This is a genomic window from Vibrio sp. YT-17 (assembly GCF_033337375.1).
In the GTDB taxonomy this organism is placed as follows: domain Bacteria; phylum Pseudomonadota; class Gammaproteobacteria; order Enterobacterales; family Vibrionaceae; genus Vibrio; species Vibrio alginolyticus.
The window spans coordinates 225,564-246,773 of the sequence record NZ_JAWOQP010000005.1 but is presented as its reverse complement, the minus strand read 5'-3'; the positions used below and the strand labels follow the sequence as shown (position 1 = coordinate 246,773).

General features: G+C 47.5%; 18 protein-coding genes and 1 pseudogene. 11 read left to right on the top strand and 8 right to left on the bottom strand.

Annotation, left to right across the window (positions count from 1 at the left end; translation table 11 throughout):
• The first annotated feature begins 143 nt into the window (after positions 1-143).
• A complete protein-coding gene (locus R7F67_RS07640) occupies positions 144-1,172 on the top strand; it encodes a hypothetical protein (RefSeq protein ID WP_054574562.1) in 1,029 nt (342 codons plus the stop codon).
• A 79-nt stretch (positions 1,173-1,251) separates the two neighbouring features.
• Here R7F67_RS07640 and R7F67_RS07635 read toward each other — a convergent pair whose 3' ends face one another.
• Complete coding sequence (locus tag R7F67_RS07635) at positions 1,252-1,578, bottom strand: DUF4156 domain-containing protein (RefSeq protein WP_054729325.1); 327 nt, start codon at positions 1,576-1,578, stop codon at positions 1,252-1,254.
• 224 nt (positions 1,579-1,802) lie between these two features.
• Here R7F67_RS07635 and R7F67_RS07630 point away from each other — a divergent pair, with 224 nt between their 5' ends.
• Positions 1,803-2,513, top strand: a complete 711-nt coding sequence (locus R7F67_RS07630) for a biotin/lipoate A/B protein ligase family protein (RefSeq protein WP_005373753.1) — start codon at positions 1,803-1,805, stop codon at positions 2,511-2,513.
• Between the two features lie 59 nt (positions 2,514-2,572).
• On the opposite strand, the pseudogene R7F67_RS25140 reads toward R7F67_RS07630, so the two are convergent.
• Positions 2,573-2,650, bottom strand: a pseudogene (locus tag R7F67_RS25140) (VOC family protein); the annotation flags it as partial.
• Between the two features lie 148 nt (positions 2,651-2,798).
• Here R7F67_RS25140 and R7F67_RS07625 point away from each other — a divergent pair.
• A complete protein-coding gene (locus R7F67_RS07625; RefSeq protein ID WP_065275163.1) occupies positions 2,799-4,367 on the top strand; it encodes a DEAD/DEAH box helicase in 1,569 nt (522 codons plus the stop codon).
• 106 nt (positions 4,368-4,473) lie between these two features.
• On the opposite strand, the gene R7F67_RS07620 is transcribed toward R7F67_RS07625, so the two are convergent.
• The gene (locus R7F67_RS07620) at positions 4,474-7,353 is read right to left on the bottom strand and encodes an MGH1-like glycoside hydrolase domain-containing protein (protein WP_318057132.1); all 2,880 of its coding nucleotides are present in this window, start codon (positions 7,351-7,353) and stop codon (positions 4,474-4,476) included.
• Between the two features lie 220 nt (positions 7,354-7,573).
• Here R7F67_RS07620 and R7F67_RS07615 point away from each other — a divergent pair, with 220 nt between their 5' ends.
• The gene (locus R7F67_RS07615; protein WP_158173387.1) at positions 7,574-8,485 is read left to right on the top strand and encodes a LysR family transcriptional regulator; all 912 of its coding nucleotides are present in this window, start codon (positions 7,574-7,576) and stop codon (positions 8,483-8,485) included.
• Here R7F67_RS07615 and R7F67_RS07610 read toward each other — a convergent pair.
• Positions 8,438-9,373, bottom strand: a complete 936-nt coding sequence (locus R7F67_RS07610) for a LysR family transcriptional regulator (protein WP_053304585.1) — start codon at positions 9,371-9,373, stop codon at positions 8,438-8,440. The genes R7F67_RS07615 and R7F67_RS07610 overlap by 48 nt on opposite strands.
• A 199-nt stretch (positions 9,374-9,572) precedes the next feature.
• Between R7F67_RS07610 and grxB the strand changes: the two genes are divergently transcribed.
• Both grxB and R7F67_RS07600 read left to right on the top strand, forming a co-directional pair.
• Entirely contained in the window at positions 9,573-10,202 is a 630-nt protein-coding gene (gene grxB, locus R7F67_RS07605) for a glutaredoxin 2 (protein WP_054729335.1), read from the top strand.
• Positions 10,203-10,212: 10 nt separating this feature from the next.
• The gene (locus tag R7F67_RS07600; RefSeq protein ID WP_171342634.1) at positions 10,213-11,337 is read left to right on the top strand and encodes an alkene reductase; all 1,125 of its coding nucleotides are present in this window, start codon (positions 10,213-10,215) and stop codon (positions 11,335-11,337) included.
• 82 nt (positions 11,338-11,419) lie between these two features.
• Here R7F67_RS07600 and R7F67_RS07595 read toward each other — a convergent pair whose 3' ends face one another.
• The 3 genes from R7F67_RS07595 to R7F67_RS07585 are packed head-to-tail and all read right to left on the bottom strand — an operon-like array spanning position 11,420 to position 13,797.
• Positions 11,420-12,478: a zinc-binding dehydrogenase gene (locus R7F67_RS07595; protein WP_017633585.1), complete on the bottom strand. Its 1,059-nt coding sequence runs from the start codon at positions 12,476-12,478 to the stop codon at positions 11,420-11,422.
• A 4-nt stretch (positions 12,479-12,482) separates the two neighbouring features.
• Positions 12,483-12,995 carry a 2,4'-dihydroxyacetophenone dioxygenase family protein gene (locus tag R7F67_RS07590; RefSeq protein WP_017633584.1) on the bottom strand — a complete coding sequence of 171 codons (513 nt, stop codon included), beginning with the start codon at positions 12,993-12,995 and terminating at the stop codon, positions 12,483-12,485.
• A 40-nt stretch (positions 12,996-13,035) separates the two neighbouring features.
• Positions 13,036-13,797, bottom strand: a complete 762-nt coding sequence (locus R7F67_RS07585) for an SDR family NAD(P)-dependent oxidoreductase (RefSeq protein ID WP_054576147.1) — start codon at positions 13,795-13,797, stop codon at positions 13,036-13,038.
• A gap of 131 nt (positions 13,798-13,928) precedes the next feature.
• Between R7F67_RS07585 and R7F67_RS07580 the strand changes: the two genes are divergently transcribed.
• On the top strand, positions 13,929-14,951 hold the full coding sequence (locus tag R7F67_RS07580; protein ID WP_054576148.1) for a helix-turn-helix domain-containing protein: 1,023 nt from the start codon (positions 13,929-13,931) through the stop codon (positions 14,949-14,951).
• A 20-nt stretch (positions 14,952-14,971) separates the two neighbouring features.
• Here the strand turns inward: R7F67_RS07580 and R7F67_RS07575 are convergent, their stop codons facing one another.
• Entirely contained in the window at positions 14,972-16,405 is a 1,434-nt protein-coding gene (locus R7F67_RS07575; RefSeq protein ID WP_080996739.1) for a PLP-dependent aminotransferase family protein, read from the bottom strand.
• 271 nt (positions 16,406-16,676) lie between these two features.
• On the opposite strand from R7F67_RS07575, the gene doeA reads away from it, so the two are divergent.
• The 4 genes from doeA (at position 16,677) to R7F67_RS07555 (ending at position 21,206) form a co-directional block, all read left to right on the top strand.
• Positions 16,677-17,864: an ectoine hydrolase DoeA gene (doeA, locus tag R7F67_RS07570; RefSeq protein WP_005373780.1), complete on the top strand. Its 1,188-nt coding sequence runs from the start codon at positions 16,677-16,679 to the stop codon at positions 17,862-17,864.
• Between the two features lie 54 nt (positions 17,865-17,918).
• Positions 17,919-18,926 carry a N(2)-acetyl-L-2,4-diaminobutanoate deacetylase DoeB gene (gene doeB, locus R7F67_RS07565; protein WP_054576149.1) on the top strand — a complete coding sequence of 336 codons (1,008 nt, stop codon included), beginning with the start codon at positions 17,919-17,921 and terminating at the stop codon, positions 18,924-18,926.
• Between the two features lie 124 nt (positions 18,927-19,050).
• Complete coding sequence (locus R7F67_RS07560; RefSeq protein ID WP_054576150.1) at positions 19,051-19,530, top strand: Lrp/AsnC family transcriptional regulator; 480 nt, start codon at positions 19,051-19,053, stop codon at positions 19,528-19,530.
• A 155-nt stretch (positions 19,531-19,685) separates the two neighbouring features.
• Positions 19,686-21,206: an NAD-dependent succinate-semialdehyde dehydrogenase gene (locus R7F67_RS07555; RefSeq protein WP_258460982.1), complete on the top strand. Its 1,521-nt coding sequence runs from the start codon at positions 19,686-19,688 to the stop codon at positions 21,204-21,206.
• Positions 21,207-21,210 lie beyond the last annotated feature (4 nt).

The following is a 21,210-nucleotide window of genomic DNA, read 5'->3' as shown; positions in this document are numbered from 1 at the left end:
AGCGGTTGATAAACGACTAAAAAAGCATCTGTGGGCATACCCACTACGAAGGGTTGACCAGAACCATTCTGAATGTCGCGAGCCAATCTTTTGATTGGCAATTACGTCAGTGAATCGCACCAAATGACAGAGGGGTTATCAGGATGAATACTCGAACCACGACAGGACTCGTCACCATCGGCTGGTCCGTTACACTTTCACTTTTTACCGCATTCGCCGTGTATGCCAATACGTCGCCAAACTGTAGTGACGTATTAGCGGGCAACACAACCGCCGCATCGCAAAAAATGATGGTTTTATTGGGCGAAGACATCACCAAATCCAACCGTATAACTACGGTGATTCCAGCCGAAAACAATCCATTTGTGACCGAAGAACTGGTTTCGGTTTCTAACGACGTATCGCCAAACGGTCGTCTTTCACAAAAGAGTTTGGAAGAGATTCGGAAAGTCCGCTCAAATCTAGAGAAAGCAGCACAGGAAGTAAGCCGATTACAAGGCACTTTTGAAGTGGCTTTCATCAGTTTGATTGATGGTTACTGCCAATTTTCTAATCATAAACGTACTCAACATGCCAAAATCGACTTTGACCATTTGGAAGGCCTCACTTTGTATTCAATCCCCGCTTTAATAGCAATGGTCGATCAGTCGTACTACATGGCAAAGAATCGAATCGCTAATGAGCAGAAACAGTTAAGCGACATTGAAAAAGAGAAACAGAGGCAGAAACAGCAAGCAACTGCGGCAGCAGCCGCTCGTTACCAAGACAGTAACGTACTTGTAAGAGTCGAGAACTTTGATGGCGCTAATGTGACATTTTCCGTTACTAACATTGGTTCACAAGGATCATTGCAACCAAATTTCAACTCGTTTAATGCATATCGTACAGAAAGTGGAGAATTAATCTACAAGTCAGAATCTTTATTACACCTGGCGGATACTGCAGGTAACACACTTGAAACAATGGGTATCGCTGAGCTCTCATCACAAGGTGGAAGTGACATATCGATCTCTCCTGGAGAAACCCGAAAATTCGTTACTAGCATTGCTTCAGAAGTCGCGCCACATACGCAGTTGAGCTTAGAGTTTCCAGCCAAAGTGCTTAATACTGAGCGAGACTTTACATTGTCGTTTTCTGATACATCAGCGGTGGCGACAGCAAACGTTAATTAACGCAAAGTAGCCAGTATTTGTAGAACGCATCAAAGACAGGCGAGCAGCGCCTGTCTTTCAATTATGATCAAGCCAATAGCTACTGTTTGCACTTGTAAGCATTTGCAAACATCGTCACTGACGTAGAAAAGCTCAACGGTTGATACAAGTACAAGGTATCTGCGCCTAAATCCGCCGCCTTGATGCGCATTTGGTTTAGCGTCCCCCAAACCATGTCTTTATCTGCATGAAGCCAGTAGTCGTAAAAGTGTCCTTCTGAGCCGATCACGGTACCCATTAGTTCACAGTTTTCAATCGCATTCACATTGCCCCAAAGCACCTGTACTTGCTCAGATTCTTGAGTTGGGAACGTCACACATCCCGTTAATGATGCCGCTAACGCGAGAGTCATCACTCGCTTTTTCATACTTATATCGCCAAAATTTTTCATAGATGGCAGATTTTATGAATGGCTGATGTGATGACTAGCAAAAACTTTTTATCGCGTGTTCAAGTAGAATTAATGGACAACGGAAAAGATCCAAAAGGTGATCATGCAGCTAGCGAGCAAAAGCCTAATCACTCAGACCTAGCAATAAAGCTGTATCTGAGATACAACAGTAACGATTAAATAGCCGCGAGGGATAGAGTTTGGTTGCTAAAAATAAGCTAATTCGCTACACAGCTACGGAAGTCGCTGATGCATTTGACAAAGAAGATGAGCTCATTAAACAAGTTCAGTCCAACCAACTCTCGCAAGTGCTATTGCTTTGGCAAGTAAAAAGTCCAACGCTCGTGCTTCCCGCGGGTAAGAAATGGCCAGTGTCTAATGAGTTAGAACATGCGTTAAATACGTCTGGCTGGAAGCTCTTTTCTCGTAAAACCGGTGGTGCCCCAGTCCCTCAGGTGCCAGGTATTATCAATCTATCCCACATTTACCACTGGCCAGAAGGCGAGCCTTACAACATCAAAAAAGCGTATCTCGATTTATGTGCAATATTAACGGTTTTCTTTAAACAGCTCGGCGTGAAAGTGGATGTTCATGCTACGCCTTATTCCTACTGCGATGGCGAGTACAACCTCAACATTGGCGGGCAAAAAGTCGTGGGAACCGCGCAGCGTGTTTTACTTAAAAAAGGCGGCGGACAAGTGGTATTGTCACAAGCATGCATTCTGATTGATGCCGACGTCGAGAAGATTGTCGAACCAGTACGAATGTGTAATCAGCTTTGCGGTCACAGCGATGATATTCGTGGTGATGTCCACACACCGCTCTTCCATCATGTATCCGACCGCCCATCGGTAGATTCGCTCTTTCAGCAATTGACGAGTGCGTTTTTAACGCATGCAAAAGCGGAGTAATGAAAGGAGCAAGCCTCCCCCACACTCCGAACAGCATTTGATAAACTAAAACTGCATACCGTGATAGCGATGTAAGAATGGGCATCGCCAACGTAAAACCATTCAATCGATCGACCAAACCAGTTATCAGTTTTGCCTGCCAAAAAGAAATGAGATCCAGTTCAAATATTTATCCATGACGGAATTAGTTGAAGCCTGCGCGTAAAAGCCTCAGAATGTCGCACTTTTCGCACCGATTTGTTTTCGGCGCGTTGTTATCTAACTCTACAATTGAGAATCATACATATGGGTTTTACCTCGTTAGGTCTATCTGCTCCAATCCTTAAAGCTATTCAAGAGAAAGGCTACGACACCCCTTCGCCAATTCAGGCAAAAGCAATTCCTGCTATTTTGGAAGGGAAAGACGTAATGGCAGCAGCGCAGACTGGTACAGGTAAAACTGCAGGCTTTACGCTACCGATTCTTGAGCGTTTATCGAACGGCCCTCGCGTTCGTGCTAACCAAGTTCGAGCACTGATCCTAACGCCAACACGTGAGCTTGCAGCTCAGGTGCAAGAAAACGTGTTTATGTACGGCCGTCATCTTCCACTAAGCAGTGCGGTTGTTTTTGGTGGTGTGAAGATCAACCCGCAAATGCAGCGTCTTCGCAAAGGTGCGGATGTGTTAGTCGCGACACCAGGCCGCCTGATGGATTTGTACAACCAAAATGCAGTGAAGTTCGACCAACTGGAAGTACTAGTACTGGACGAAGCAGACCGCATGCTAGATATGGGCTTTATCCGTGACATTCGTAAGATCCTAGCTCTGCTACCAAAACAGCGTCAGAACCTACTTTTCTCTGCAACTTTCTCGGATGAAATCCGCGACCTTGCGAAAGGCTTGGTGAACAACCCGGTTGAGATTTCCGTTAACCCGGCAAACTCGACGGCGAGAACGGTTGAGCAAAGCATCTACCCAGCAGACGTGAAGAAGAAAGCACCGATGTTGGTTAAATTGATCAAAGACGGCGATTGGAAGCAAGTGCTGGTGTTTACGAAAACGAAACACGGCGCAAACCGTCTGGCGAAGTTCCTGATCGAACAAAATCTACCGGCTGCTGCCATCCACGGCAACAAGAGCCAAGGCGCGCGTACCAAAGCACTGGCGGATTTTAAATCGGGTGAAATTCGTGTGTTGGTCGCGACGGACATTGCTGCGCGCGGTATCGATATTCCGCAATTACCGCAAGTGGTGAACTTTGAGCTACCGAAAGTGGCAGAAGACTACGTTCACCGTATTGGTCGTACTGGCCGCGCGGGCGAAGTAGGTAAAGCGATTTCACTGGTGTGTGCGCTAGAAGCATCTGAGTTGTTTGCGATTGAACGTTTGATTCAAGAAGTACTACCACGTAAAGAGTTGGAAGGTTTTGCGCCAACCAATGTGGTGCCAGAATCTAAACTGGATACGCGCCCAATCAAACCGAAAAAACCTAAGAAGCCGAAAAAACCAAAAGCGCCAAATGCTGCAAGTGAAAATGCCCCAGCAGCCGAAAAGAAAGCAGGCAATGGTGCAAACAAACCTAAACGTCGCTTCAACGGTGGTAGCAACGGCAACAAAAACAGCACCAACCAAGGCGGTGCAGGCAAGCCTAAAGGCAACCGTGAAGGCCAAAGTCGTGCAAACAGTAAACCAGATGACCGCAAACCTAACGGCAACAAGCCAAATGGTAATAAACCGAATGGAAATAAACCAAACGGTAATAAGAGTGGCAACGCTGGTAAACCGTCTGGTAACCGCAAGCCAAACAATGCTAAGCCTGCAGGAAACAAACCGTCAGGTCAGCGCCGTAAGCCTCGTCCGCAAGCTGCAAACTAACCTGTAAACGGCCCCCGATAGCAAATACAACAAAGCCGCTGATAATCTCAGCGGCTTTGTCTTTCTTAGAACACAGTTTTCTAGAACACTGCTTTGTTAAAACAGCCTACATTAAAGGTGTGATTCGAATATCTGCGATTTGCGCTTCGTTCTTTTCACCCTCAATACCACCTGCGTAGATGTAGGTTTCATTCGATTTGAGGTAACTCATATTGAAGTGGTCCTTCAGCGCGACCTGATAGGTTTTTCCCTGCTCCAACGTCACCTCAATTGGCGTTGAGTAACGCATACCTTGGTTTTCACCAATATGGCCCATCTGCAAGTAACCTTGACCAACCACTTTACCTGCATCATCCAATACCTCTAACAATTTCACGGTGTTCGTGATGCCAGTATTAAGTTGCCCTAGGTTATTGTTGTACCAAGCATCGAACTGGTAAGTGCCCGTTACAGGGGCTGTAAACGACTCTGCACCTTTTACGATGCCACTGTCTTTACTCACCGTAACCACTGAGACATTGTCTTTGAGTGGCTGATATTCGCCATCAAGTTTGATGCGGATCTCTTCACCGACACAAACAGGTTGGCTTGGGTTAGAACGGAAGCCTTTATCGTTAATGCTTTCAGCCAAATAACAAGCAAAACCTGTTGGCGTATCGGAATAAGATTGAGCAATCACGTTCTTTTGAATCAGCTCGCCATTGCGATACAAGTTCACGTTGTACTTACTCGTCACGTCAATCGAAACCGAATTATCAACGCTTTTTACCACCAATGTTGGCTCTTGCGGAGAATAAACGCGACTATCTCCACTTGCGTACGGTTTCACACCAGAAACTAAAGTAATGCTGCTATCTACATTCACAAGCGCGCCCAATGTCACGTGGAAATGCCCCTCATCGTCCATCGTGACATTTTCAACTGGGTAGTAACCTGTGTCATCTTTGCTTACTTCAGGCAAGTCAATCGTTACCGAGTAGTTCTTTCCTTTGAAGGCAAAGTTTTCCAACGTGATTTGTTCAGACTGAGCCAACAAGTTATTGCGCACCCAACTTGTGATAAACGGCTTCACTTCCAACTTGCCCGTTTCGGTATGGATGCCGAATAGGGTCTCTACCACCATGTTCAAGTAGCCACCCACAGACCAAAGCTGACGCTGAGAGTTAATAACTGGGCCATCCATGCTTGGATCTTCACCATGATCACTATGGATGATGAATGACTTACCAGAAAGCCACTCTAAGTTTTCCATGTTGGATAAATTAGTTGCCGTACCACGAACCAACGATTGAATGGCATTGTTCGCTGCTGCCACATTTTGTGTTTGATGCGCGGCGCGCAAGCTGTACGCGGTAACAAATGGCCAAATTGCGCGATTATGGTACACAGGCACGTCCGGTTGTTGAGGGAAGTAAACCGGCACGCCAAACTCACTGTGTGGGTAATTGGCCATGATTTGTTTCGCCTGCGCATCACTTGCCACGCCACTGATGATTGCCAACGCTTCGCCCAACATATCGTATTTGTCGACCGCAATGTCTTTGCCATTGTCAAACAAATAGCTTACGTACATACCGCGTTCGGCATTCCAAAACTGATCGTTGATAGCGGTTTTTAACTGCTCAGCCCACTCGGTGTATTTGACCGCGTTGGTTGAGTCGTACTTCTCTGCCAACTTAGCCGCGAGCTGAATCGCGCGGTAGTGAACCACGTTTGTCGATAACGCTTTGCTGCTACCAATCGCATTGACATCGTTTGGCGTCCACGTTGAGTAAGTTTGCTCACGCCAATCGAGGAATGATTGCTCACCAGTGTATAAACCGGATTTCGCATCAAAAGCCGCCAGGCGATCGGCTTCAAGTGTATTACTGATCGCTTTATATGCGCGCTCTGCAAACTGGTTGTACTCTTCCCCATCCAATGCCGAAAGTAAGCGTTCTGCACCAAGCGCCCAAGTCGTACGGTCGGTACTGATTGGCCAACTGCCGCCCGTGCCCGTGTCTTGCACAATCTGCTCGCCATCGTATTGCTGATCGGTCGTGTCGCGGAAAGCAGACAATTTGAAATTCAAACCATTTTGCACGCGAGTTGGATTCATCAATGCAAGCGAAAGGTCTGCTGCGTACGCCAAATCACGCGTCCATACGTAATGCCACTTCGCGCCCGTCTCAAAAACTTCCGCTTTGATTGGGTTGTTGTAGTTGTAATTGCCGTCTTTGATTTCAGAAACGGCAAGCTGGTCTAGCTCTTTCATCGTCAATGCAAACAACGCGTCAAACGCGACATCACCCGACACCACTCGCGGCCCTGTTTGCTCATTAATCACTAAGCCTTGGTCGAGCGCATCACGCAATTCTGTCGTCGTTGAAATACCAAATTCACGCAGCTCCGCTTTAGGATCTTTCACCGAGAAAATCACGGTATCACTCGAGTCATCGTAATTGGCGAACAGTTTCACTTCTTTGCTCTGATGCCCTTCATGCACCATTGCAGGGTCGAGAATCGCATCAGAGTAGTATTTTTCCGCTTCTTCTTGTGTTGCTTTCGTCACAGTCATTGACGCGCGACTTTCATCGGCAAAGCTCACAGAAAACTTGTAATACCCTTTGTCTTCAAACGTGATCTCAGAGTTGCAATCATCGTTCATACACGCTTCATTCGTGTCTGGTTTTGGCAGGTACTCCTGAGCTTTATCGAACGCCGCGGGCTCCTCAAAGTAGGTGTATTGGATCTGCCAACCCGGATCAGCAATCTTGAACTGATTACTACCTCGAGCGACGCGCAGTACGGTTTCGTACTCGTTATTACCCAAATAGTTTAGCTTGGCATGCTCTGCCGTGCCCCAATCCCCATTTAAACCACGTAAATATAAGTCGGCTGAAATAATTGGTTTGTCGACCGGCACTGGCGCATCAGAAGAATCTGACCCACATCCAGCAAGACCAATACAAGACGCGACAGCAAGCGCAATAAAACTCGGTTTCATGTTCATCCCTTAGATTGTTGTTTTGGCGACAGTCTAAAGAACACCTTTTTGAGGGGAAAATAGGAAGTCAGGAGCGAGCTATAGATAACATCTATACGTCAAACCCCAACAGTGATGTAGATCTATGAAATGCGCATAATTTCAATCAAATGAGATTACAGATTTGTGATTTATAAATGAAATTGTGCAAAATACCCCTCGTTCTTAGAGGGGAAAGAAAATGGACAAATCTCTGCAGCAATTTTTACTGGTTGCACGCTGCCAAAGCATCAGCGCTGCGGCAAGAATGGCAGGGTTAAGCCAGCCAACGGTAACAAGCAATTTAAAGAAGCTGGAAGAGAATCTCGGCGTGACGCTGTTTGAACGTCATCCTAATGGCATGGTGTTGACCGAATACGGACGCATCCTCTATCGCCATAGCAACGCGATGCAGCATGAATACAACCAAATGATGCAAAGCATTGATGAACGGAAACAGTACCAAGTCGGAAAAATTAAAATGGGCACTGGCGATGCGTGGTGGCCGCTGTTCGTCAAACAAGCACTCAATCAACATCTGACCAAGCAGCCATCGGCATCTACGCACGTCGAATTTGGCAACCACTTAGGCTTGATGGATTCATTAATCAACGAACAGATTGAATTCTTCATCGGCCACGAGATTGTCGGCTTGTCGTCTAAATGTGATGTTACGTTTATTCCGCTATTTCAAACGGTTGATGCCTATTTTGTTTCCCCAAACCACCCACTTCTAGGGAAAACCGTCACCGAAGATATGCTGCACGAATACCCAGCTCTTTCGGTCACTTATGATGCTAAGAAATTCGCTCACGTCATCGATAACCCAATCCCGAAGCAAAATGAACGCGAAAGGCAGCAACTGGATGACAGACCGACTTACGAAGTGGATTCTCTGCTCGCCAGTATTGATGTACTGAAAGAAAGCGTCGCGGTGATGTCTTATACCGGGCACCTCAAACCGTATTTGGAATCCTTTGGCTTACGATGCTTAACCATGGAAAACGAACCAAACCCTGGCACCGTCGGGATTTATCGCCACCGCCGAGAAACCTCTGAATCGCATCTAGATCTGATTGCTGGCATCACTCAGCGCGCTAAATTGCTCAACTAGAAAGTCCAAAAACAGGCGAACTCTTTTCGGTTGATATTGGCGGCTTTGATAAATGACATGTAGATCCGCTTCAGCGCCTTGCGAAAAGGCGCTGAAGTTTTTCATATACCCATCCAAAACCGTTACTAAACGTTGTTTTTTGAGGTCTTGCTGAATATCTAAAATCGATTTCAACGCAATCCCCGCACCGTCCAACGCCCATTGTCGAATCACTTCACCATCATCAGAAAATCGCTTTGGCGTGACCGTGATCGATTGGTGAGACTCTTCATCTTTAAAGTGCCACGTTTTTAATTCTTCATTGCTGCGCACCATGGCTAAGCAGCGATGGTCCGCGAGATCTTGTGGACAGTTTGGGACACCTTGCTTCGACAAATAGTCAGGTGATGCGCACAGCACGCGTTGACTCGACGCCAGCCTGCGCGAAATGAGATTGCTGTCCGCTAACTCGCCATAACGAATCACCAAATCGAGCCCCGATTCAGCCAAGTTCGATAAATTGTCATTAAGATAAAGATAAGGCGTCACATCCGGATATTGCTCAGAAAAAGCCGACACCATCGGCGAAATAATTTGTTTGCCAATATCTCGTGGAGCTGAAATTTTCAACGTTCCGCGCACTTGCGAAATACCCGTTTGCAGCAAGTTTTCCGTCTCTTTCACGCTATCAATGATGTTAAGACAAGCTTGATGGTACATTGCCCCTGCGTCCGTGAGTGATACGTGGCGTGTGCTTCGGTTGAGCAGCTTTACGCCATAGCGTTCTTCTATCGCTTGCAGCCTTGCCGTTACCGTCGCCGGAGACAAACCTAACTCCCTTCCCGCCGCCGCCAGACCTTGATGTTTAACGATGCTGACAAACAACGTCATATCCGAAAACTTATCCATCTTCGTGCTCTTATTATTTGGAAAAACTGAATAATCAATTTAGATATTACCCAATTATCAAATTAAGTCGAATCCATATACTGACCCTATCGACATTGTTTAGACCCAGAACGTTATGTGACAGGGAAAAGTTAAACGCCGTAACGCTGTACAACGCACAACAACACGCCCTGCCCAGCCAAGAGATAGGAAACAAAAAATGAAACTGTACATTTATGAACATTGCCCCTTTAGCGCCCGCGTCCGTTTTGTTGCAGGCATGCTGAATATTAAGCTGGATGTCATCAACATTGCTTATAACGACGAGAGCACCACCACAAACCTCATCGGCGCAAAACAAGTTCCTCTTTTGATCAAAGACGATGGTGAAGCCATGGCGGAAAGCTTAGACATCATCAACTACTTCCTTGAATTGGCATCTTCCAGCGAAAACAGCCAACCCTCCAAACCGGTTTTAGACTGGCAAAAACAAGCGTTTTTACCGCTACAAAAAGTCGGGTATCCGCGTTGGTCAAACATGACGTTACCGGAATTTGCAACAGAAACCGCTAAACAAGCATGGCGTGCAAAAAAAGAAACCGAAGCGTTAAATTTTGAAGCTTTGATTAACGATACACCTGCGATTGCGAAAGAAGTCGCCGCTTTGATAGAACAAACCAAACCCTTGCTCAACCTAAGTTCAGAAAAGCAAACGTCACTGGTTGATCAAGCCATTATGTTTTCCATTCTACGCGGCTTTTTCAGTGCGCCCGAAGTGCAATGGGATCCAGCCGTACTTCACTGGATGGCAATCGCTCGTAAAGCGACCAACGTGCCTGTACTTATCTAAGGAGCGCAACATGCAACAAAGAACAAATAAGCTGTTTGAGCCAGCTCAACTGAAATCGTTGTCACTACAAAACCGTATTGTCATGGCACCAATGACTCGCGCACGCACCACTCAGCCGGGCAACATCCCGAATGAGATGATGGCAACGTATTATCAACAGCGCGCTTCTGCCGGGCTGATCATTTCCGAAGCCACGCAAATTTCGGACGATTCTCAAGGCTATTCGTTCACCCCTGGCGTTTACACCGATGCGCAAGTGGCGGGCTGGCAAGGTGTGACCCAAGCGGTCAAATCACAAGGCGCAGCGATGTTTTGTCAGCTATGGCATGTGGGCAGAGTGTCTCACCCAACATTCCAAAATGGTGAACAGCCTATCGCGCCATCTGCGCTCGCTCCGGTAGAGACGCAAGTTTGGATTGCAGATGAACAAGGCAACGGCAATATGGTCGATTGTGTTGAGCCTCGCGCCATGACACAAGCAGATATCAACCGAGTTGTCGGTGATTTCGCGAACGCAGCCAAACGCGCCATTGAATCGGGTTTTGATGGTGTAGAAATCCACGGCGGGAATGGGTATCTGATCGATCAGTTCTTAAGAACCAACTCAAACCATCGAACAGACAACTACGGCGGTTCACGAGAAAATCGTATCCGTTTTCTTATCGAAGTAGTGGAGGCAGTTATCGCCGCTGTTGGTGCGCATCGAGTTGGAGTGAGATTGGCACCATTCATTACCTTTAAAGATATGGACTGCCCAGATATCGTGCCAACGATCTTAGAGGCATCAAAACAGCTACAGGAGCGCGACATTGCCTACTTGCACTTGTCCGAGGCCGATTGGGCCGATGCACCAACGATTCCAGAGACGTTCCGAATCGAACTTAGAAAGCGCTTTCGCAACGCTATCATTGTCGCAGGTCGCTACAATCCTCAACGAGCAAACGAAGTGTTAGAGAAAGGCTACGCGGATCTTGTCGCATTCGGACGGCCATTCGTAGCAAACCCAGACTTAGTCTCTCGCTTGCAACATCACCATCCGTTGGCAGAACTCGATGGCTCAACGTTGTTTGGCGGAAACGAACGAGGCTACACCGATTACCCTGCTCTGCAACAGGAATGCGCAGAACAGGCCTAACAAAAAAGCCCCAACCTAGCTGCTACGGTTGGGGCTGTCACCAAACTAAAATTGGTTTTAGCTAGCTTAATCTGGCTAAGAGTTAAATCACTTCTAACGCGCCGCTGCGCCAAGGTTCGATAACGACTTTGATGTGATCATTTGGCGTCATTAACTTTGTAAATGCGTCTTCGACACCATCGATTCCCACTTTGGCGGTGAGCATTTTCTGCCAAGGCAACTTATGTTCGGCAATCGCTTGTAGGCATTGCTCAAACTCGTGCGGTTGGTAGTAGTAAGAGAATCTCAAATCGAGCTCTTTTACCGTCGCGTACGCGTAGTTAATGATTGCGGGTGTCGTATGGATACCCGAGATGACGATTCGCGCTCGGGCAGGAGCGCGGCGCAGAAAATCGTCAATCAAGGTATGCTTGCCAACACACTCATAAATGACCAGGCGTGAATTCATCGCGTACTGCTCACCAACGGCGATCTCGTCTTCCTTGGTCGGGTTGATCAATCGATTTGCGCCAAACTCACTAGCAAGTTGCAGTTTCTCTTCCTGAAGATCGACCGCAAGAATATTGCTCACGCTACGTTGTTTCAGTGCAGCAATCACCGCCAGCCCTATAGGGCCGCAACCGACAACCAGCGCGGTTTCTTCCGTTTCGATTTCACTGCGATTGACCGCGTGCAAACCGACCGCCAGCGGCTCGGTTAACGCCGCCGCCTCAGACGGCATTTCGTCTGGGACAGGCAGCAATAACGCTTCATCAAGCAGGAAGTACTCAGAGTAAGCACCATAAGTACCCGGAGTAACACCAACGCCTGCGCCATTTTGACTGAGCAACATCGGCACAGAGGTGACTCGGCTACCAACGGACAACGTTTGCTGCGTACCGGCACCGTATTCGACAATTTCCGCACAGAACTCGTGCCCTAACATCACTTGAGCGTGCTCACCGGATTCATCAGGTATCAACCCGAGCTGGTGGAATACATCAAATACCTCATCCGCGTGTCGAGTAATGTGAAGGTCGGAGCCACAAATGCCACAGGCAAGGCTGCGAACCAACACTTGTCCCGCTTCGGGTTGAGGGATTTCGACTTGCTGCAGGCGGACTCGGCCATCCTGCATTACAATACTGTTCATCTGTTGCATGGGGTTACTCCGCTAGCTCATCGCTTAGGCCAGCAATCGCACCCGGTTTGATATAGCGCGCAGTGAAGCCTTGCGCTTTGGCAGCGGCAACCACCACTTGCTCAATCCAACCTGCATCCATAATGTTGATGAAGTTACCCTCTTCGTCAAAGTTAATGTTCGCACCTTGGATCACCATAAAGCCATCAGCACCACCCGACTCTTCTGGACAGTGAAAGGTATGAATCGAACCACCTGGCTCATACAAATAACTACCAGCGGTTTGGACTTGGTCTGGGTATTCAATGTAGTGCCAAGCGCCACTCAGTGTATAGAAATGCACCACACCAGTATGGAAGTGCTTAGGTAAAGTCACGCCCGGCTTGAATTTGGCACGAATCACCCAAGTACCGTTTTCTGGGTCAAGAAACAACGGGTAAACATCCACACCCGGTAACGCGTCTTTGATGAGCGACTCCTCATTGGTATTAAGAGTTAATAAGAAATCTTGGTGCTGAATAACTTCTGGTAATGACATAACTTACATCCTCGCTATTGCTGTAATGTGGCGTACTCGCCTATCCCATAAGTGGGTACTTAAAATTCTCGAAACCGTCAGATGCGCTGATGGTGCAGCCGTTGATACAGTTGGCTTTCTCGCTGACCAGAAACGCCACCACATCAGCAATCTCTTCTGGTTGTGTGAAGTTTTGACGCATCTGTTCTTTGCGGATGTGGTCCCACAGGCCAATCTCTTCGTATTGCCTTAACATCGGAGTATCAACGCGTCCCGGAGCGACAGCGCAAACACGAATACCCAATGGTGCGAGTTCTAATGCGGCGCATTTGGTCATCATATCGACTGCGGCTTTACTGACGTTGTAGGTAAAGGTCATCTCAGACGCCATTCGTGCGTAAACAGAAGAAGTATTGAGGATCACGCCCGGCGTGCCTTGTGCTTGGAATTGTCGCCCAGCGGCGAGAATGCCGTAGTAGACACCATTTTGGTTGACCTTTGAGATCGGCTCAAAATCGGCAATTGGGTCGTGGTCAAGCAGAGGTTTCGGCGCGCCAATGCCTGCGTTGTTAACCATGATGTCAAGCGAGCCAAACTGTTCAACCGCGTACTTCACCATAGCTTCAACTTGTTGGTAATCGGTGACGTCCGCGACAAAGGTTCCCAACTGCTTTGGGTCAAAACTTGTGTACATTTGCAGTGATTGTTCTGAAATATCGACAGCAAGCACTTTGGCTCCTTGCTCTCTCAGCTTTGCAATGATGGCTTGGCCAATTCCACCAGCTGCCCCAGTCACAATGGCCGTTTTATTGATAAGTTCCATACACCTTCTCATCCACGCGTTGTTGTTATCAAAATGTAACCTAGATCAACTCACTGACACTCACTTGACCTTTTGCGAAGTAAATTTGATACATTGCGATTTACAACCTGTTAACATTTTAAAATCGAGACATGTATATCGTACGAAGTGGCGCTGCTGATAAATTTGATAGCTTGGTTTCAGAATTAGGTCAGAATCCGCAAGAGATAATGGCCGCTGTTGGCCTGTCTGCGGCGCAGTTTCGCAATCCCGATACGTATCTCGCCTACCCTAGGCTGGCTGAATTGCTGGAGGAAGCGGCTGCTCGTTGTCAGCAACCGCTGTTTGGCGTGTTGCTCGCCGAGCGTCAAAACCTACAGAGCTTGGGAGACTTACCAATGCTGGTTTCCCGGGCGCAAACGGTCGGTGAAGCCTTGGCGCGGGTGAATGATTTTCTCTATCTGCATTCGTCAGGGGTCACTCTCAACATGACGCCACAAGATGATTGGGTACGGTTGTCGCTCAATATTGATGTGCACAGCGAACGAGGTATCGCGCAGTTGATGCAGCTCAGTGTGTCGCATCTGGCGATGTTTATTGCCAGTCTGCTTGATATTGAAGCAAGTCACTTCGCGCTACATTTGACTCAACACGCAACATTGGAAGTAGAAAAAAGCAAGTTTGCCCAGCAGAACAAACTGCGTTTCGGTGATAAGTTTGACGGTATCCTACTTAAAGCGACTCTGCTTAACGCTAAGAACCACCAAGATGAAGACGCACTAGAGCGCCATTTTCAACAGCACCTCAAAGAGCTGCAAACCCGTTACCCCAACAATCTCAGTGACCAAGCAGCAAACATGATTGGCCGTCTGCTCTCAACCGGAGAATGCAGCGTTGAGCGCGTTGCAAGAGCATTGGACCTGCATCCGAGAATGCTGCAAAACAAGCTGAAACAACAGGGCACAAATTATCGACAGCTTTTACAACAAGTGCGTCAGGATTTCGCCGAACAGCGATTGCATGAGAATATTCAGAGTATTACCGATATCGCGTTGCAACTGGGCTATGCAGAAACTGCGGTCTTCAGCCGCCACTTTCGTCGCTGGACGGGAAAATCGCCAAGGCAATGGCGACAAGAAAAAACTCAGTTACAAACGTTTAAGCCCATCAGTTAAAAGCATAAATAACCTATCGTTCAAACCAAAAAGTGTGAGGTGGGAGGGTTGGTATCGAGAATTTCAGCAATCACAGATAACCCGTGTTTGATGTAGCCTCGGTTTGTTTCTGCTCCCAAGCTGATTCGCACGTAAGGCATTGGCTGATTAGTATCGAGAACAAACGGTTTATATCCCGTGATCTGCACCCCTGAACGCTTTGCCGAAGCAACCAGGTCATCGCTATTCCACTGCTCGGGTAGTCTCAACCAAATGTGCTGTCCATTCGGGTGCGAGCTATAAACATGCCCTTCTAAAGCGGCTTTTGCTATTCGCTGTCGCTTAGCAAACTCATTGACTTGAAAGCGAATAAGTCGATTTAACGTACCGTTCTCGATCCACAAATGAGCGACTTCAAATGGTAATGGAGTCGCGGACCAACTCGTTGCCGCTAAACGACCAATCGCGTGCTGCAAAAAATGACGTGGGACCGTCAGATAGCCAGTGCGCATGCCTGGCGCTACAACTTTGGTTAAACTGGTGACATAGAAAGCTTGTTCGGGTAACAATGTGGCAAGGGGTGGGACACGGTTAGGTTCTAGTGCTCCATACACGTCATCTTCAATGACATAGATGTCGTATTGCTGCGCAATATTCGCTATCGCCTCTCGGCGTTCAACATCCATATGCGCACTAGTCGGGTTAGCCATGCTCGGTGTGCAACACAATACCTTGATTGGTTTGTGTTTACATGCCCATTCAAATGCATCCGGCGTTATACCAAACTCATCCATTTCAAGTGGTTGCAACTTAAATCCAAGCATTCTCGAGCGAGAGATCAAGCCATGATCAACCAAGTGACCACAAGCAACTAAATCACCGTGTTCAACAACTGTGCTTAAAGCCAACGTTAAACCATGGCATGCTCCATTTGTGAGTAATATTTGATCGGCACCCACATCCAACCCTTGGCTACTTAGAAATCGTGCTCCTGACTCAATATGATGAGGCTGACCTGTTACCGGCTTTGCTTTACTGATCAAACCACGATTGTTTGTTTGCCCAGCAATCTCCATTAACGCCTGATTAAAAAGCGTAATGTGGCGATCGGTCACCACTGGATGTGCAATCGACATATCAATTTCATCCGGCGTTTCTTTCATCTCTTGTGTCAGCATGAACTCCGTGTCCGTACTTTCATCCACAAAACCTGATTTGACAAAAGTACCATTCCCAACCCAAGACTCGATCGCCCCTTTTTTCTCTGCATAACCATATGCATGGCTCACCGTTTGTACGCTGACGCCAATTTGCTCTGCAAACTCACGATGTGTGGGTAATCGAGTTCCCGGTTTTAGATAACCACTGCGGACACATTCGACAAGATAGTTACCAATGGAGATGTATTTAGCGGTGCCTGGCCGAATGATCGGGTTCAAAGAAATTGTCATGACACAATATTTTAATTGATTCATTTTTAACGCTCATTGTAACTTCCATTTAACAAATGGCGAACTTTAACTCACAAAACGAGGTGAAATGCACAAAAATAAACCACAATTGTAATGATTGACATGAAATGTATGGGTTAAACAAACATGTTAAACAGCATCGTTCAATCCAAATACAACCCCAGAGGTAAATTGCAATCATTTTTAACGCAGATCTGGCTAGCTGGTAGAAGGTAGAAATACCTCAGCGTCTCCGAAGGCCCATAAGGCGTCGGATTTCTAACAAGGAGAAAATATGAGAGGCGTTGCTTTGCATTTTACACTGGATGAGTTCCAGGATCGGTTAACGAAAGTTCGGCAATCGATGGAAGAAAGAGAATTGGATGTCCTTATCATTCATGACCCTTCTAACATGGCGTGGCTGACAGGCTATGATGGGTGGTCTTTTTACGTGCCACAATGTGTCGTTGTTGGTCCATCTGATGAGCCAGTTTGGTTTGGACGCTGCCAAGATGCCAACGGAGCATACAGGACTGCGTATATGTCGGCAGAAAACATCACCTACTATCCAGACCATTATGTAATGAACCCGCCGTTACACCCGATGGATTTCCTGGTCGAAGCCGTACTGGCTCCGCGCCTTTGGGATCGTGGTCGCATCGGTGTAGAAAAAGATAACTATTACTTTAGCGCCACCGCTTACGAATCACTCACTACGCACCTACCGAATGCTCAACTTCTCGATGCAACTGGACTAGTCAACTGGTGCCGCGCCGTTAAATCCGATCAAGAACTGGCATACATGTACCGTGCCGCTCGCATTGTTGAAAATATGCACCGCGTCGCGTTCGACATGATTGAACCAGGATTACCGAAACACCACCTTGTTGCCGAGATTAACCGCCAAGCCGTGCTCGGGCATGAAGACCACTTTGGCGATTACACCGCGATTGTGCCGCTTTTGCCATCAGGTTCTGATGCTTCCGCACCTCACCTGACTTGGGATGACAGACCCTTCAAGAAAGGCGAAGGGACGTTTTTTGAAATCGCAGGGGCGCACCGACGTTACCATTGCCCACTCTCACGCACTATTTTTCTTGGCGAGCCTGACGACAAGTTCAAACGAGCCGACGAAGCCCTAACTTTAGGACTTGAAGCAGGCCTAAAAGTGGCAAAGCCCGGAAATACCTGCGCCGACATCGCCAATGCACTAAACCAGGTTCTCGATAAAGCGGGATTCTCACGCGAAGGCGCCCGTTGTGGCTATCCAATAGGTTTGAGCTACCCGCCAGATTGGGGGGAACGAACCATGAGTTTGCGAGACACCGATAAAACCATCTTGAGAGAAGGCATGACATTCCATTTTATGCCGGGGCTGTGGTTCAAAGATTGGGGGTTAGAAACAACGGAAAGTATCGTCATTACCCATGATGGAGCAAAAACGCTGTGTGACTTTCCACGCCACTTATTTGTTAAACACTAATTTTTCAAACCTCAAGCTCTGTTGAGCTAGGTCTGAGAACTAAAAGGACTTGATATGCAAAAAAGCTCGATCACAGCCACCATAGACTTTGACCGAGAAGGTGTACAGCACGGCTTTTTAACGCTGCCCTATTCACATGACGACTCCGCTTGGGGAAGTATTATGATACCTATCACCGTGATCAAAAATGGTCACGGACCAACCGCACTGCTTACTGGCGGTAATCACGGAGACGAATACGAAGGCATCACCAGCCTGCTAAAATTGACGAACTCGCTTCAGGCAGATCAAATCCAAGGTAGTGTCATTATTGTACCCATGATGAACTTACCTGCGGTACAAAATGCCTCACGTACGTCGTTTATCGATAAAGGGAATTTAAATCGAAGCTTTCCCGGCAATCCCATAGGCACAGTGACTGAGAAAATTGCGGATTATTTTACTCGTTACCTAGTTCCTAAGTGCGATTTTGCGTTAGACATTCACTCAGGTGGTAAAACGTTAGATATCGTGCCGTTCGCCGCTGCCCATCGTCTCGACAATCTCGATCAAGAAGAAGCCTGCATATTAGGTGCAAAACTGTTTGGCGCACCTTACACCATGATCTTGCTCGAAATGGACGCCACCAGCCTGTATGACACTGCCGTGGAGTCTCAGGGAAAAATCTTTGTTACCACCGAACTAAGAGGAGGCGGAACCAGCACTCCAGAAACCATCGCTTATTCCGACCGTGGCATTCGCAACTTCTTGCGCTTCTCAGGCAACTTGCCCGGTGACTACGAACAACCAACCCAACCAACTAAGTTATTAGATATGCCTGATGCAAGTTGTTATGTGCAAAGCCAACACCACGGCATCACAGAATACTTATGTGATCTTGGCGATACCGTCAAAAAGGGCGATGTATTAGTGAGAATCTTCTCGACCGAGCGCACAGGTACCGCCCCCGTTGAGTACAAGTCACAGCGCAATGGTATTTTCGCGGCGCGTCGTTTTCCTGCTATGGTGAATATCGGTGACACTATCGCAGTTATAGCCGAAGACTGCGGCGAGATAGGCTGATTGAAAAGCCAACTAAAGAAATCAAAACAAATGGCATACCAGAAGCAAACTGGAAAGCACCTTATAACAGCGACCAGTCATCAGCCTTTCATGAAATGATTAGTATTCTACAGGGAGACTCATTATGCGCCTCGATCGCTACGACGTAAAAATTCTACAAATACTTCATGATAATGGTCGTATCACCAAATCTCACCTTGCCGAGGCCATCAACCTATCCGTGAGCCCTTGCTGGGAGCGCGTCAAAAAACTGGAAGAAGCAGGCATCATTGAAGGCTACGGAGCAAGAGTAAATACCGATATTTTGTTCAAACGAACGTCGGTTATGGTTGAAGTTACGCTCAAAGAACACAACGCCCAAGCGTTCAAACGCTTCGAGCAACTGGTTCAACATTCACCAGAAGTCACTGATTGCTATGCCACGGGCGGTGGTGTCGATTACATCCTTAAAATTCAGTCAGAAGATATCGACCAATATCAGCGGCTTATCGACAACTGGTTAGACTCAGATGTGGGCATTGAGCGCTACTTTACTTACATTGTGACAAAAACAATCAAACGTGATGCGGGCACATTCGAAGTAAACCAAAACGCTTTGTTATAAAAGGGAAAATGCGCATCAGGCGTGAACAGAAAAAACACCATATTTAACGGCACTAAAAAGAAAGTTCTGACGTTTTAAACCTCGGTATCAGAAATTATTTCGGTCACTTCTCCATTACAGTTTCATTATGGACAACGATGCTGGGAGAAGGACTCATGACAGCACTGCACAGCTTACACGCTGAAGAATTAAAAGCCTCGCACGACATGATGGCGATAATGAAAGACGTACGTTTGGTGAGAGGTTTAGCGTACGTGAATGGCAAATGGGTAAGTGGTGATCAATTTCATCCGGTGGATAATCCAGCAGATGGCACGGTCATCGGTTACATCACTAAGCTATCTCAGCAACAACTCTATCAAGCGATTGATGAAGCCGACCAAGCCTTTCGTCAATGGCGAAAAATGCAAGCAGAAGAGCGCGCTGAAATTCTCATGCGTTGGCACGACCTGATTCTAGAATCAAAGCAAGACCTTGCTCATTTGATGGTGATGGAGCAAGGAAAAACACTAGGTGATGCTGTAGGTGAGATTGACTACGGCGCATCCTTTGTTCGTTGGTTTGCCGAAGAAGCACGCCGCTGTTATGGCGAAACCATCCCAAGTCATATTCCGAATGCGCAGCTATCAACGGTGCGCGAGCCAATTGGTGTCGCAGCACTGATTACGCCATGGAACTTTCCTAATGCCATGATCACACGCAAAGCCGCAGCCGCACTAGCAATAGGCTGTCCGGTGCTCATTAAGCCAGCCAGTGAAACGCCTTTTTCTGCGTTAGCGTTGGCAGAGTTAGCAGATCGAGCTGGCTTTCCACCTGGTGTGTTTAACGTGATCACTGGCGATGCGGTGATGGTGTCACAAACCTTGTGTCACTCCGATAAAGTCAAAGCGCTCTCGTTCACAGGCTCAACTCGAGTAGGCAAACTATTGCTACGCGACGCGGCACAAACCGTGAAGAAGTGCAGTATGGAACTCGGTGGTAACGCCCCTTTCATCGTGCTGCCAGATATGGATGTCGAGCAAGCAGCCAAAGCCGCCGTGGATGCGAAGTTTCAAACCGCAGGACAAGACTGCTTGGCCGCAAACCGTATTTTCGTCCCTGACGATAAGTACGAAGCGTTTTTGGAAGCGTTTGCCAAAGAAATGAGCCACATCGTTTTGGGCAATGGCTTAGACGAAAAAACCACCATGGGACCACTTATTAATCGCACTGCGGTGGATAAAGCGCATGATTTGGTGCGTGACGCGCTCGACAAAGGCGCGCGATTGGTAGCGGGATACAACCAGCCCGTACCAGGCGAAAACTTCTTCGCGCCGACATTGCTAGCCGATGTAACCCCTGAAATGGCGGTGTATCGCGAAGAGAATTTTTGTCCTGTGGCAGGCGTATTGCCTTACCAAGACTTAGATACCGTGATTGAAATGAGCAACGACACTGAGTACGGCTTAGCTGCCTATGTTTATGGTCACGATATTCACCAAATTTGGCACTGCATGCGCGGTTTGGAGTTTGGCATGGTGAGCGTGAACTCCGTCAAAATGACAGGGCACCCTATCCCATTCGGCGGCGTGAAACAGTCTGGTCTTGGACGAGAAGGAAGCCGTCACGGATTTGAAGAATACAGCGAAATCAAATACTGCTGCTTAGGCGCTTTACCAACCGTCAGTGGCAGTTGAGACA